Here is a 13,808-nt window from a genome sequence, read left to right as displayed (position 1 = left end):
GCTCTTTGGTGGCAAGAAGTTAATAAAGTGTGCCTTATTTAAAAGCCCCTTAACTCAAAATTTAAATGTAGCGTGAAGTAGATATGAATAGTAAATTAAGGCAATATATTTTAAAGGCCGGGAGAGTAATTCTGCCGGGGCTTCTTTTTGCTTCTGGTGTCGCCTACTCTGGCACCGAATGTACCGGTAAAGTAACTACGGTAGAAATTGCGTTAAACGGAAATGTTAACGCCAGTATAAAAGACAGTAGTAGCGGCACTAACTTTCAAAGTGTCGGACTGTGCAAGATTACAGAGGATATAGAGGGCGGGTTCAAACAAGAATCCTGTAAGGCAGCTTTTTCTCTACTGACCACTGCACATGCAACTGGTAAGAGTGTGACCTTGTGGTTTAGTGAAGATAAGTTTTCTTCCTGTTCGCAATCATGGGGTGAGATTTGGTCACAAGGATTTTACCATCTTCGCCTTAAAGAAAGTTAAAGGCTGCAGCATACACTACTTAATCATAATCAGTGAAAAAATTTTAAATACCTATCTAATTACAAGAAAATGAGGCAGTAATCAAAGCGGGTACTTATTAATGGCTAAGTTATCACAGTCATACCGACTAGCGATAATATGTATATTTGTATTAGTAGCCTGGGTGATGAAGCTGGTCAAATAGATACTAAGAAAATGGTAAGCTGAGTAATGAATGAGGAAAATATTAGTAGCGATTGTTGGAATAGTGCTTAACTCCAAGGTGTTAGCATTATCTTTAACTAATATTGGGGAAATCACGGAAATTAATTCATATACTGATTATGGTAGTGGTGATGTGCTTATCTATTTTGATACTGGATTAAATGCGTGCCCCAGCGGTGGCTATATCAGTCCAAGTATGCCGGGATATCAAACTGCACTTTCGATAGCTCTCACTGGCTATACGGCACAAAGAAATGTGAGGATGGAGGTTTTTACGAGCAACTTATGGTCTGGAAGTTCATCAAAACAATTTTGCGCCATTCGTAGAATTGATCTAAAATAGGCTCTGTAAAAGAATTATTTTAAGGTTTTAGTAAGGTTTGATTTCTAATGGTCAAGTCTTACTAGGGCCAATAACTTTACTTTTATGTTCGATGTATGTGTATTGCAGGTCAATATAAAAGGAAACTTTTTCTCCGACTAATAAATACAAAGTCTTGTTACGGTATATCTCATAAGTTGCTGGTCAATCCAGGATTTTTTGCTTCAGATTGATACTTATTTGTAACCAACGAATATTTTCGTTATTGACATTGCTGAATGTCTGATTTTCTGGGGTGTTTTAGAAGCGTCAAACCATTAAAGTTTTCGTAGTTGGTACGATTATATACACGGTTATAGAGTGCCTAGTCATTAACGGCTGCTTAAATACGCTATTAATATACACCTATTTCTATAACGTGCCCAATAAAGATCATATAACGGTTGAAAATACCTCGGCTGAGCTTATCCAGGAATTCATATTTTCTCCGCAGATACTAGCTATGATCCCGCAGCGCTGTACCTAGAGGTGAAAATAACTACTGCCTAGGCGAGTTAAGCCCGGATAGGAAAGCCCCGGAATTCTTCGACAGACGCGCGGATCTCTATGTATTGCGCCCAGTGTTGCAAAACGTTGGGGGCTCTTAACTGAAGGCTGCCTACTCGATTTGCCCGGTGTGCAGGATAGCAAGAGTGGTACACTGATCGGCCTGTATCACCATATAGGTGATCACTTGAAGTTGAGGGGTGGTCAAAGCTTCACCGATTTCTCTGATGATCTCACCTAGCTGGATTACGAAAGCCTGGGGATTTTTGTGAATATTGTGGGTAAATCGTAAGAGTTGATTGTGTGGCCTGGCGGGAGCCAAGTGTTTCTAGATTCGGTTCTAAATAAGCTGATAATGATGTGTAAAAAATTGTCTTAGCACTTCCCCTTTTTTGTCAATAAGTTCTTATGCTTCTTCTTGGTTTAAAAATCAACGGGTAACTTACAAAAAAACCATCAAGTGGTAAATTTTCGATTAGCCAGGTTTGTAAGTACCTCTGTCTACAGGTTTGACAGTTATGACAGCTTTTTTTTGATTGTCTTAATAAAAATATGATGTAATTAGTTGATATCAATGGGTTTTTGTCATTTGGCGCTAAATTATTTATGATGCTTTAGTTAGAGCAGTTGTTGTAATGTTTATCAGAACAGGTAAACGCTTTAGGTAAGATCGTCAAATTTTAATTGACCTTGATATAAGTGGTGAAAGAGATGTCAATGATTAAGTGCGCTGATTGTAATAACGACATTAGTGATTCCGCTCCAGCATGTCCAAATTGCGGGAGGCCAAATGAAAGTGTTGTTCCCGTGAATAAAACGGCAAATTTTTTCCTTGGGGTAGGTATTTTTTTATTACCGATTATTTTTTCATGGTTTACTTTACGAAAGGGATATTCCGCCCTTGCAAGAGGTTTATCATTTACCTGGTTAATCTTGTGTATCGTTTTTGTTAGTTTGTCAGATGGCACTGAATATGAAACCTCATCAGGGGGAAATGGCGCAATTACAAAAACTAAATCTATCAAGCCTGATTACCCAGTGAGTAACGAATCATACTCTTCAGTTAACAACGAAGTCGGCTGTGGAAGCAAGTACAGTGATGACAAGAAAGAAGATGTTTTTAAGTCAAAATACAAAAACCGGTGGTTTACATGGGAAGGTGTTGTTGAGTTAGCCGAATCAGATGAGGCTTCACTTAATATAGATCGTTATGGTTTTCAGGATCTATCTATTGAGTTCGCTGATTCAAAAGCAGGATATGACCTAACTAAGGGATCAGTAATTACCGTAAAATTCCTTATGACAGCCTCCGGTGGTTGCTTTTTACCTTTTAGGGGTGAGAAGGCTGTAATTCTTATGTGATGGATTTGTAAGGCTAATTGGTAGGGGGAAAAATACAGCCTACCACTGGATTTACTCCTTACTGATTAGATTTAGGAATCAGAATAATTCTGAAGTTTAAATGGCTCTAAGTTGGTAGAGTTGGATCATTTTCTACCAACAGAGAGCTGCTGCTAGCTTAGTGAGAACGAACCATACTAGATTAACAGCATGAATAAACAGGGTGCTCTCAGAATACAATTAAAGCCAAGATTTCCACAATTAACTGCCCCATTCGACTGGTTCTCCCCAGTAACAACGGACATACCGCCAAACGGCTAGTTACTCCTAAAACGCCTCGGATCTAAGGTAGCTATAGGCGGTATACAGCAGATCATACGCTGTAATTAAAGTTTGGTGGTCTCTACAGCTCTATTGGCCTCTTCTGTCAGTATGAACGTTAAAATTCGTAGATTTCTTGCGTCTCCTGAGAACCATTTGGAGGGTAATGTAGCCGTTATCATTTTCGACATTTCCTGACCAATAACTTGTCGCCTTTAAAGGTCTATCTCTATAGCCAGATGAATCACCCAACTTCTGATTACGATGCTTCTACAGCGAAGTTTTGCTCAAGCAAATTTGGGGCCACCGGCAGACTATGTTTTTGAATTTATGTGGCCTTATATTTCTTCACTACCTTGGCTTACAGCCCCTATCGACGCATACTGGTAGCAATTGTTTTTACTCCTCCTTCAGTGGCCAATTCCTTCGTCAGGTGGTGAGCTTCTCTACATTTTTATTGGCTATAAAGCGTTACAGTATCAAGCCATCATGTTGTATTCCGTAATGCTGACGCTTAGACTGGGTGGCCGATCTTGATGTCCAGTCGTAAAGCCCTCTACGTGATGAATTCAACAACTTGCACATCGCTTTGATCCTGAACTCTCGTCTTTTTACTCAGTAATATGATTGCTCAAGTTGGTGTGGTAAAGTTCAGCGCTGATTTTGGACTTATCTATTAATTTTTCAGGGATACTGTTTCACGGCGGACGTAAATGAATAACCTATTTTATTCTATATTACTTGAAACCATTCTAAAAAACTGACTCTCTTTCAGAGGTAGTGTTTGCGATAACGATTATCGGCGTGATTTCCCTGGGGGTATGTTTTCTGGCTAGGATAAAAGGCTTGTTTCAAAAAATAGATCTATCTGTGTTCATGGTGTTCCTGCATCAGGTTCTGCTACCATTGTTTATCTTTGGCTTGGTTCAGTTGATAATATTGAAAGTGTTGATTTATTGGGACTTTGGATAAGTGGGTGTGGCTAATTAAATTGACTAATCATTTATAAATATAAAGGAGTGTTGCAAGTGCATAAGAAAATAATATTGATATTAGGGGCTTTATATTTGGTCGGTTGTACTGGCCCAGCAATAATGCTCAGTGATGAGGGTAAGGTTGTGAAAGTGGGGAAGGCTGATCCAGCAGATAACTACTCCGAGATTGGCACTATTACAGCAACAGATGGCAAGGGATGTGGTGGTTTTGGTTTCAAAGGGACCTATGAGAGGGCAATTATAGCACTGAAAAATAAGGCATCAGAATTAGGTGGTGATTATGTTCAAATTTATACTGCGATAGAGCCTCATTTTACACCTAGCTGCTATGTGAATACCTATAAAATAAATGGGATGTTATTTAAGAAGACTTCAGAGAACCCAACTCCCGTACCAATTGTTGAGGCCAACGTGGCGTCATCAGCTGAAAAGCTAAGAGAGCTTAAAGCATTATTGGATGAAGGGATTATTACTAAAAAAGAGTTTGGAGAGCAAAAGCGAAAAATACTGAGTCGCGGTATTTAGTTTGGTTGGGAGAATTAGAAAGTTATCCTGATAAATAGGGGTGTCATGTTTGATAATGTTGGAGTGTCCTTCATAACAAATCTTGGCCCCCTTGTGCGTATTCCAATGGAGGTACGTGTGTTTGTTAAGGTAGAGTAAAATACTACCTATCGGGTTTATTGTATTTCTGGATGTGTGCTCTTTAGTTTGGTTTCTGTAAAAAAATTCTAGTCATGTTTTCCTGTTAATATTTGAAATTCTTTTTGTCTGTTTGAATGGAAATAAATTTAAGAGTTTTGTGTTCTCAAGATGGGCTGATTAAGGGTTTAGATGTAGTAGTTATGCCTCAAACCTTGTTTATTTCCAGCTTTAACTTTCTCCCATTAATGTTGATCTGGCTTTAACCAATGATGAGGGGCATCAGCTAAAGCCAGGTGACCTATAAGAGCGGTTATCTTAAGTTCAGAACCAATCTATTTAGAATGCTTATCGGCTAATTTTGATATATCGACTTCAAGCCCTGCCAGGTGAGTAATAAACTCCTCAGGGATTTCGGGATTCAATTCACCACCAAGGTGCTCAGCAAGAAACTCTTCCATCTTTATTAAATAAGCCATCTTATTAATGCGCTTGCTAAATCCATGTCCCTCATCTTTAGCTAAGATGTACTCGACATCCAAGTCTTTTTGATACATTTCTATAGCAATTTGATCAGACTCAAGTTGAGTAACACGAGGATCATTTGCACCTTGGACTAACAGTAAGGGAGCTTTAATTTGGTCCGTAAAGTTTATAGGTGATCTGGTTTGCATATCCTCTCGATCAACTTGAATCAAAGGGTCACCAACGGCTTTGAACCAGTTGGAAAGAAAGGGTCTATAATACTCCGGGAATGATTCTATCAATGTGATTAAACTTGATGGACCAACGAGAGATATCGCGGCTGCATACACATCAGGGGTGAAAGTCAACCCGGAAAGTGCCGCATAGCCTCCATAAGAACCACCCATGATGGCCACTCTATTTTTGTCTGCAATACCTTGTTCTACTAAATACTCAACACCATCAGTGAGATCGTGTTGCATCGCACCGGTTCCCCACTGATGATTACCCAAAGCAATAAAGGTTTCCCCAAAGCCTGTCGATGCACGAAAGTTGGGTTGCAACACGGCATAACCACGATTTGCTAACAGTTGAGACACACGGTTGAAAAAGCTATCACCCAGTCTCCAATAGTCTCTAGCCCATGGGCCACCATGCGGCAATACCACTAGCGGTAACTGACTACTCTTGCCGTTGGGCAGGGTAAGATAGGCCTGGATGGTGATACCGTCACGGGCCTGATAGGTGATAGAATGTCTTTTTGCCAGAGATTCAGAGTCTAATTTAGTATCTTTATCAATCAAGCGCGTTAGCGACTGGTCTGTTTGATTGTAGGTATAAAATGCTCCCGGATCGACATCGCTAGCAATGTCCAACAACCAAATGCCAGACTCTTCATTTATAGAGATAACATCGATCTCTACTCTGCGAGTAAACTGAGTGGTGATAAATTGCCAGTGTTTTTGGAATTCCTTACTAACCGGATAATCTTCTCGGTACCCATAGTAGTAAGAAACCAACTGAAGCTCACCATCTTTATTGAAAAGAGTCTTGTAAATATCGGCACGTTTATTAGGATCTGTATGTACATCAGTAATTTTTCCTGAAGCCAGGTTCAATTGCTTCAACCCCGATGTGTCTGCCTCACCGTAACTAGACTCGAAATACACTCTCCCAAGATCTGAGTTATAACTCGACAGGTGTAAGATTTCTCCAGGCTCAGTTTTCAGAGCCTCTTGCCAGGATTTATTCTTGTGAATAAACAATTCCATGGATGTGTCTGGGTTGGACCTTACACCGGCGACAGGAATTCCCTCTTTATCAATCAGCACATCATGGAAGCGCTGATTATTAGACATTATTGATGTCAACTTACCAGTTTGGGTGTTCAACTGATAAAAACTTAACAGCTTCGGATCGTCGTGATTAGCAAAGATAGTCAGACTGTTGGGCTTTTCTGAAGCTTGCCCTAAAATCATGTATCTCGCGTTGTCTTTTGAGGTTAATTTTTGGGTGTCGAGCAAACTCAGATCTTTATCTTTTACCTCCAGATCCAATCTGTAGATCTGGTGCAGTTCATTCCCTTTCGAGTCTTTAGAGACAAACATACTGAGCTGATGCTTGTCCCAAGAAAAGCTATCTGCGCCGTCGGCAAAAGTGGTCAACGGGAAGGCATCTTCAATACTCCCATTACTCGGCATTACATAGATATTCGGTGCTCCATTGTGCAGCTGAAGCCAGGCTAGCCACTGCCCATCTGAAGATAATTTAACCCCGCTGATTGCAGAGTCATTAAAGAAGCTCTCAACAGAGAGTAGTTCCTGCTGAGTTTCCGCCGATACTGAATCCTCCACGAGGTGGTTAATGCTGCAGCCACTAAATGCGGCCGCAAGACTTAGCCAGCAGATGGCCTTACGTACTGACCAACGATTATTTTGTAATTCCATGTGCTTTACTCCTTATCAATAATGACTATGAGGCATGCTGTAGATCAGCAATAAATTATTGTAAAGTAATAATTAATTGCTTGATTGCAGAAATGCAATATTGTTGTATAATGCCTGCCTATCCAATAGGAGTTAATCTGTGAATCATAAGATCCAGGTATTAAGTGCACGTCTGCGCTGGGCAATCGTGGTAATCAGCCTTATTGCTGTTAGCAGCTTGCTGATCAATTATTTTTTCTATGACATGAATGCCTTCAATAGCAGCAACCCACTTTTTCAAGAGTTGTGGGGGCTAGGTGATCAGTTCAGACCGATGCTATTCCTCGGCCAGTTGCCAACTTTTGTGCTTTCCGGGTTGTTTATTTATTGGCTTTGGCGACTTTTTGGACAGTACGCCAAGGGGGATTACTTTGGTAAGGAGAGTGACCGATGCTACCTATGGCTGGTTTGGCTTTATGGCGCTGCGATTTTGGTACGTATGTTAGAATCTTTGTGGCTTAGTTATTTATCGTATTTGCATAATAATGAACTTACTCTATTCCTTGCACTTGATATCGGCAGGCTATTTACATTGTTCGTGCTAGTAAGCGTCCTCTATATTTTGCGTGCAGCAAAACAAATCGATCAAGAAAACAAAGAGTTTGTTTAGCATGGCTATCATTGTCAATTTGGATGTAATGCTGGCTAAGCGAAAAGTCAGTTCAAAGTCGTTGGCAGCAGAGATAGGAATTACTGAGGCTAATCTTTCCCTGCTGAAGCGTGGTAAAGTGAAGGGAGTTAGGTTTGACACCCTATCGGCAATATGTAAGGCACTAGAGTGTCAGCCAGGTGATATTTTAGAGTTCAGGCGAGATGAGTGACTTACTCACTGGATATTTCATAGGAAAAGCTTAAGGGGCTAGGTTATAGTCAATTAAAATTTCGCCAGAATCTAACATTAGTGTACGGGGTTACCTTTAAGAATAAACTTTTGGACTCCGTATATCTTCATGCATTGTATTGCTTTCCTAAAATTTTTTCTGTAGTGGTTCATCAACTTTCCACACTAAAAGCTGACCAGCAATTCAGCAGCTATCTTCTTTTATGGCTAAGCTATACCCTATAATTGTCAGCCGTAATATGGCAATTGGTAGTTCCCACTCACCAATATAAATTTTCGGGTGATAGTAGTGGCTTTTAAACTGCATATCATTACATATTTATATTTACTTTCTTTTTCTCTTATAACCTTTGCTAATAACTTTTCTAGTCAGTCAGCCTTTGGGGTGGCACCGCCCTCAGAAGTTGAAATAGCTGTCTCGGAAATGAAAAGTCGAACTGGGGATATAACGTTAACTTGGCATCCTCCCCCAGAGACGGTAGACACCTATGAGCTTGTAAAGCAAAAAAATAATGGAGTTTGGTCTAAGCCCATAAAAATTTCTGGGCATTCTTATCGGGCTAAAAAGTTATCTACAGGATCTTGGGGATTTAAGGTCCGGGCTTGTAATAATAGTGGATGTGGCGCTTATTCCAATGAAAAGTGGGTAGATGTAGCTATCCCACCTTCTTCGCCAAGAAATGTTACCGCTTCTGGTGGCGAGGGAGAACGAGTTCAGCAGGTACAGCCTCCTGTAAAGTCAGCCCCTTTATCAGTGATTACTGCTTCAGACAACCCAGAATCTCATGGAACGGTCAAAGTTCAATGGGAAGTTCCAGATACTGGAGCAAAAATAACGGGGTATGAAATTGAGCAATGTAAAGATGATTGCGCAACATGGTCCTCAGTCTATATGGGAGCACAAGTTGTTTCAGTAACCCTCCCGATTGAAAAAAATAATCGATTAAATAGTGGTTCTTACAAGTTTCGAGTTCGGTCTTATGCTACTGGAGGTCGTTTTACGTCCTACAGTGAATGGGTAGCATCCCCAAGGGTTGCTGTGATCCGAAAGGGGCTGATAAACCCCAAAGAAGTTAGATTTACCCAGGATAGTATTAAGCCGACGTTTTCAAATGGTCATAAAGTTGAAGATTTAATTCAAGACCTTAAAGAGGGTAAAGTAACTGCGTATGATGTCCCTCCTATTCGGGTTTTTGGTCGTGACGGAAAGATTTACTCCCTGGATAATAGAAGGCTCAAAGCTTTCCAAGAGGCGAATAAGCCGATAAGAATAATTCCCGCCACATCAGAGCAATTATCTACCAGATCATTTAAGTTTACCAGTCGTAATGATGGTACATCTATTCGTATCCGTGAAGAAGGTGAAGATCGATGAAATCACTAGATCTGCCAAATAAGCTGGGTGAAATTAAAACAAGGGCTGATTTTTCCAGTTTCATTTTGGATGTACTTGAAGATTTCAAAAATAACGCATCAACCTGGGAAAATACTGATTTAGCCAATTTTCTCGAAGCAATGGCTGCATGGACGGAAGACATGGATGGATTCTATGCAAATCAAGGGAAGGGTATGCCTGAAAATGTTCAGTGGAAAGTCTTTGCTGAAATTATTTATGCAGCAAGAAATTATGAATGATTTGCCAGGGAATCCTACTTATCTCCTAGGATAATATGTTTAGATATTAATAGGCGGTTATCCTGGAGCTTGCCAAATGTTTTCCATTGGTGATTAGGCAGGCAAGATGACACTCCCTGATAATGGTCTAGATGGTGTTGGGTGAAATCCATATTTACACCTTCAAAGTTATTTAAGTGATATAGTGATTCTGAGTAATCTTATTCTGACTCTTGTCGCCGTTTACCTTAAGGTATCCATTTTTTACTCTCCAGATATAAACTGTGAATAAACGTTTCAATTGGGGTCGATACATGAGTAGTCGCTCAATTTTATGCTATTTGACTCTTTATAATGTCATTTATTTAGTATTTGGCTTATTGGTACCTTTAAAGGTTGATTCTGCGACACTGGCTCAGCCCTGCTTTTCAAGGCCTAATCCGTTCTGGCAGGAATCTAGTGCCATAAAAGGCAGTTGCGTTATTGATTCTAGATGTTATGTCATTAATTTATTTGTTGGGAACTCAACGAAAAATAAAAATTGGTTGCCTGTTGGAATTGAGTCCCATCAGTATGTATCAAATGAGGCTTCCAATAGCGATCGGTCATCATTCCTCTCTGAGAAGATCGAGGGCTTTGATGAGTTATATGCAAAAGCTCCCGCAGCGAAGAAAGAAATTGACCTCCTAGCTGATAAAATAGCGGCTATGAATGAGGGGAGTGTTGCTAAAGTGCCGATAAAGTCATTAGAGAGATCTAAGGAAAAAGTTATTAATGATTACGGCGGCGACCCAACTCGAATCAAGGATCTTGCAAGGAATACCATTGTGGTACCGCAGGATAAAATCCCTATAGTGGTTGGAATGCTTAGGGCAAAAGGAGCAATGGTAAAAGTTATCGATGGATCTGTGGATCCGTTAGGTTATAGCGGAGTAAACTCTAAAATTAAAACGAGTAGTGGTTTGGTTGCAGAAATACAAGTGAACTCCCCTGAGATGATATATGCAAAAGAATCTCCTGAGTCTGCAATAGCTTTACTGGGTAAGGACGCATATGCATCTATTGCAAGTAGAGCCACAATTGAAGGTGGAAAAGGACATGAGTTATACGAGAAATGGCGCTCTTTGAAAGAAGATGATCCACGAAGAAAGAAGATTGAAGTTGAAAGTAAAAATTACTATACGTCTTTGAGGTCTGAGCTGATGCCGATTAAAACAGGTGAATATTTAAATCTAAGGCATATTTTTATTGACTATCCTTTTGAGTCAGTCATGTTTAGGAGGGATCATCATACTAAAAATATATACAGAAAATTTTATGGTGAAGAGGAAGGTCAAACTCCAATTCCCAATAATAATCGACTGTTTAATGATGCTCTCCGGTATGGGCAAGAAATATCTCAGGAAGAATACCTTAAAGGGAAAGAAAATTAGGGTTAATGTCTAATTATGAGTATATCCAAAGAGTTAAAGATAATAGCCTCTTGGTCTTTATGGTGGTGTGGGGCTTATAAGATGTTTTGAATTTTTTATGGCTGGGTTTGTTGAAGGGGGTGTTCTTTTGTGTCAGATGAAATCATAAGATCTTAAGGTTTTTAAAGGCTTCAACATTGAATTGTTGCTTGTCAGTTTTAATTGTAATTTTGTGGATCATGAAACTGCCTCCCATAGCTGCACGCTAACTCGAAAAATTAAAATCAACCCAGATACAAACATGATCGAAAGTGCGTAGCTGTTGAATTTTTGTATGCTTATTATCTTTAGGAAATGTTTTGCTATAAACATGCCTGTCATAATTCCCAGTCCAATGGTCAAGCCGTAAGTAATTAATTCAGTGTTAAGTGCGCCAAAATGGAAGTAAGCGACAAGTTTCGTCGAGTGCATCATTAAAGAGCTTACCCCCCTGGTTGCGACTAGCTCCTCTTTGTTAAGTCCGTAATTTAAGAAAAAAGGATTTTGTACGGGGCCTACAGCGCCAATAATTGAAGAGAAGAGTGTGGTGACAAAGCCGAGCATGGGAAAGTACGGCAGGTACATAACAAATGAACGTTTCTTATGCCCGAATCCAAACTGAAATATGGTCGAAACTAAGAATAAGCCGACAGTAAACTCTATTAATAGCGGGTGCATCTGGGTATAAACGTAGGCGCCAATAATTGCTCCAGGTATAATGCCTGGGATTAGCCATAATGCCACCTTCCAATCTATGTGCTTCCAAAATAAATACACGCCGAATGGAGATGCAATCGCATTTCCTGTTGTTAATACCGGGGCGACTAAATGGGGGCCAACTAGAAATCCTACTAGGGGGACCAGCAGCAGTGCGCCACCACCTGCAGCCATAATAGAAATGTAGCCAGTAACCAGGCCGAGAATTAGAAGGAGGGTAATGATCATGTGTCAGCGGATTTTCGTGCCTACAATAGGGATTTTTATTTCTTAAAGGTAAGCATAAAAATATTTTAAGGCTAGTGGTTGTGGTAAAGGATATCTATTTTTGATGAGGTCGAATTATATGAAAATATCTACAGTTTCCTCACATTATTTCACGTCAAATCTGTCTTGTTAGGCTGGTAAATAATAGAATGTTATCACTCAATAGTTTTTTATGATGGCAGATAAAAGTACGCTCACATCACTTCACTATTGGGGCTTATCTGTTCTCTCTCTTGCCGTCTTCTTGGTTGCAGGGGACTTTACAGCTTTCTCTCCTGCGTTGCCGGCGATTGCTGCCAATTTTTCCTCAAATTTTACTTCAGTCCACTGGGTAATAAATGCTTACTCTCTTACTTATGGAGTGATCATTGTGACTGGTGGTCGACTGGCAGATGTTTACGGCCGTAGGCGCTTATTTATATTTGGCGTTATTGTCTTTGCGTTGTCCTCGCTTGTGGGTGGTTTGGCACAAGATCTATGGGTGCTTCTCTTATGTCGGGCATTAATGGGGTTTGCTGGAGCGTTGATCTGGTCCGCGATTCTTGGGATGGCTTATAACCTGTTACCTCCAGAGAGAGCCGGTTTGGCGGGAGGGTTAATACTGGCTGCCCTTGGTTTGTCGACATCCCTAGGGCCCGTATTGGGTGGTTTTTTTAGTGAATACCTAACCTGGAGGTGGGTCCTTTTTGTCAACATACCATTAGCATTTATAATAATTTTTTTGTGTTGTAGGAAGTACCCAGCTGATGAAGTAGTGAGAATTAAGGAGGATGTTGATTATCTGGGTGCATTATTGCTTTCAGTGTCACTATTTTGTTTCTTGCTGGCTATGGAAGTGCTGGCTCAAAAGCATGCTTTTGGATTATTTTCCACTTTATTGTTGTGTTCTTCAATGGTATTTCTTGTGGGGTTTGGTTGTAGAGAGATCAGTAAGGGATCTGCTGCGCTAATACCCGTTGAGTTGATAAAAGATACCAGTTTTCTATCTATAGTGTTTAGTGTTTTGTTGGTTGCAACAGCCTTCTTTGCTGTCCTTGTTTATATACCTCTACTTTTTATTAAGGTTCATAAATATAGTGCCCTTATGGCAGGGGCTGCACTTTTGCCAATGATGATAAGCTCCAGTATTTTTTCTTTTATATCTGGGCTGATACACGAAAAGTGTGGTGCAAGGCTGTTAATTTGTAGCGGAGCCCTTGGCATGAGTGTCGGGCTCTATTGGCTGTCAGTACTCAATGAAACCACAAGTTATGTTTTTTTTATCCCTGGGTTGGCATTGGTCGGGGCAAGTTTAGGAGTCTATTCACCAGCCGCGGTTACTGCTGCCGTTGCTTTGGTTGATCCCAGTAAGTCAAGTCTCGTGGGGGGGATTGTTTATATGTTCCGTTTTTTGGGTGGTGCGCTTGCTCTTGGGTTCAACGCAATAATCCTAGCCTATTATGATGATATTGCTGAAGGTGTCTACAGGATTTTTGAGGTGGATGCTTTTATAACTTTTCTTGGTTTTTTATTGCCGCTTTATTTTTTGAGGGGTGTTGATGCACGTTTTTCTTGAGGTTCGTTTTGACGCTTTATATATCTTGTCTGCTGGGTAAAATTTTAAGATCAATTTTGATTA

General features: G+C 40.2%; 12 protein-coding genes. 10 read left to right on the top strand and 2 right to left on the bottom strand.

Going from position 1 to position 13,808, the window contains the following annotated elements; genetic code table 11:
• Nucleotides 1-83 precede the first annotated feature (83 nt).
• The 4 genes from ACJJH9_RS11715 (at nucleotide 84) to ACJJH9_RS11700 (ending at nucleotide 4,733) form a co-directional block, all read left to right on the top strand.
• Nucleotides 84-479 carry a hypothetical protein gene (locus ACJJH9_RS11715; RefSeq protein WP_444922857.1) on the top strand — a complete coding sequence of 132 codons (396 nt, stop codon included), beginning with the start codon at nucleotides 84-86 and terminating at the stop codon, nucleotides 477-479.
• 214 nt (nucleotides 480-693) lie between these two features.
• On the top strand, nucleotides 694-1,026 hold the full coding sequence (locus ACJJH9_RS11710; protein ID WP_444922856.1) for a hypothetical protein: 333 nt from the start codon (nucleotides 694-696) through the stop codon (nucleotides 1,024-1,026).
• A 1,332-nt stretch (nucleotides 1,027-2,358) separates the two neighbouring features.
• Nucleotides 2,359-2,913 carry a hypothetical protein gene (locus ACJJH9_RS11705; RefSeq protein ID WP_444922855.1) on the top strand — a complete coding sequence of 185 codons (555 nt, stop codon included), beginning with the start codon at nucleotides 2,359-2,361 and terminating at the stop codon, nucleotides 2,911-2,913.
• 1,328 nt (nucleotides 2,914-4,241) lie between these two features.
• Nucleotides 4,242-4,733: a DUF4156 domain-containing protein gene (locus tag ACJJH9_RS11700; protein WP_444922854.1), complete on the top strand. Its 492-nt coding sequence runs from the start codon at nucleotides 4,242-4,244 to the stop codon at nucleotides 4,731-4,733.
• Between the two features lie 452 nt (nucleotides 4,734-5,185).
• On the opposite strand, the gene ACJJH9_RS11695 is transcribed toward ACJJH9_RS11700, so the two are convergent.
• The gene (locus ACJJH9_RS11695) at nucleotides 5,186-7,261 is read right to left on the bottom strand and encodes a S9 family peptidase (RefSeq protein ID WP_444922853.1); all 2,076 of its coding nucleotides are present in this window, start codon (nucleotides 7,259-7,261) and stop codon (nucleotides 5,186-5,188) included.
• 139 nt (nucleotides 7,262-7,400) lie between these two features.
• Between ACJJH9_RS11695 and ACJJH9_RS11690 the strand changes: the two genes are divergently transcribed.
• The 5 genes from ACJJH9_RS11690 to ACJJH9_RS11670 all read left to right on the top strand — a co-directional run bounded on the left by ACJJH9_RS11690 (nucleotide 7,401) and on the right by ACJJH9_RS11670 (nucleotide 11,188).
• The gene (locus ACJJH9_RS11690; protein ID WP_444909265.1) at nucleotides 7,401-7,910 is read left to right on the top strand and encodes a DUF2975 domain-containing protein; all 510 of its coding nucleotides are present in this window, start codon (nucleotides 7,401-7,403) and stop codon (nucleotides 7,908-7,910) included.
• A 1-nt stretch (nucleotide 7,911) separates the two neighbouring features.
• A complete protein-coding gene (locus ACJJH9_RS11685) occupies nucleotides 7,912-8,121 on the top strand; it encodes a helix-turn-helix domain-containing protein (RefSeq protein ID WP_444922852.1) in 210 nt (69 codons plus the stop codon).
• Nucleotides 8,122-8,430: 309 nt separating this feature from the next.
• Entirely contained in the window at nucleotides 8,431-9,516 is a 1,086-nt protein-coding gene (locus tag ACJJH9_RS11680; RefSeq protein ID WP_444922851.1) for a hypothetical protein, read from the top strand.
• A complete protein-coding gene (locus ACJJH9_RS11675; RefSeq protein WP_444922850.1) occupies nucleotides 9,513-9,776 on the top strand; it encodes a DUF7660 family protein in 264 nt (87 codons plus the stop codon). Before ACJJH9_RS11680 ends, ACJJH9_RS11675 begins: the two co-directional genes overlap by 4 nt.
• Nucleotides 9,777-10,069: 293 nt before the next feature.
• Nucleotides 10,070-11,188, top strand: a complete 1,119-nt coding sequence (locus ACJJH9_RS11670; RefSeq protein ID WP_444922849.1) for a hypothetical protein — start codon at nucleotides 10,070-10,072, stop codon at nucleotides 11,186-11,188.
• Nucleotides 11,189-11,404: 216 nt separating this feature from the next.
• Here ACJJH9_RS11670 and ACJJH9_RS11665 read toward each other — a convergent pair whose 3' ends face one another.
• The gene (locus ACJJH9_RS11665; RefSeq protein ID WP_444886542.1) at nucleotides 11,405-12,151 is read right to left on the bottom strand and encodes a sulfite exporter TauE/SafE family protein; all 747 of its coding nucleotides are present in this window, start codon (nucleotides 12,149-12,151) and stop codon (nucleotides 11,405-11,407) included.
• 211 nt (nucleotides 12,152-12,362) lie between these two features.
• Between ACJJH9_RS11665 and ACJJH9_RS11660 the strand changes: the two genes are divergently transcribed.
• Nucleotides 12,363-13,745, top strand: a complete 1,383-nt coding sequence (locus ACJJH9_RS11660) for an MFS transporter (RefSeq protein ID WP_444922848.1) — start codon at nucleotides 12,363-12,365, stop codon at nucleotides 13,743-13,745.
• Nucleotides 13,746-13,808: the final 63 nt, after the last annotated feature.

The sequence above is a fragment of the Microbulbifer mixtoriginis (SeqCode) genome (genome assembly GCF_052466715.1).
This window is presented reverse-complemented; position numbering and strand designations above follow the sequence as displayed.